General features: G+C 67.8%; 1 protein-coding gene. It reads right to left on the reverse strand.

The features are described from left to right. Positions 1–311, reverse strand: a 311-nt coding sequence (locus tag MKK60_RS17085; RefSeq protein WP_243987594.1) for a porin, incomplete at its 3' end; no start/stop codon positions are given. Between the last annotated feature and the right edge of the window lie 58 nt (positions 312–369).

Genomic DNA, 369 nt, shown 5'->3' on the forward strand with positions numbered 1-369 from the left:
CCGTAGGCGGTCTGGGTGCGGGCGTCGAGGTTGATGCGCAGGCGGGTGCGGTAGCCGGTGCTGTCACCGTTGTTCGAGCCGTTCTGGCGCGAGTACGACGGCTGGTAGGCAGCGTCGAAGCGGGCGCGACCCGAAAGGCGCAGGCAGGTGTCGGTGCCGGGAATGTAGAAGAAGCCGGCGCCGTAGGCGGAGCAGACGCGGACGAATTCGATGGGGGCGGCCTTCTTGACCGGCAAATCGGCAGCCTGGGCGCCGGCGACGGCGGCGAAGCCGGCGGCCGAAGCGAGCAGGGTGCTCTTCAAAAGCGTCATAGATATCTCCAAAAGCTTCGAGACCCGAGGATCGTGTGGTCGCGGGGCCGGGGCCGAT

It is taken from the genome of Methylobacterium sp. J-092, from assembly GCF_022829325.1.
Classification (GTDB): Bacteria; Pseudomonadota; Alphaproteobacteria; order Rhizobiales; family Beijerinckiaceae; genus Methylobacterium.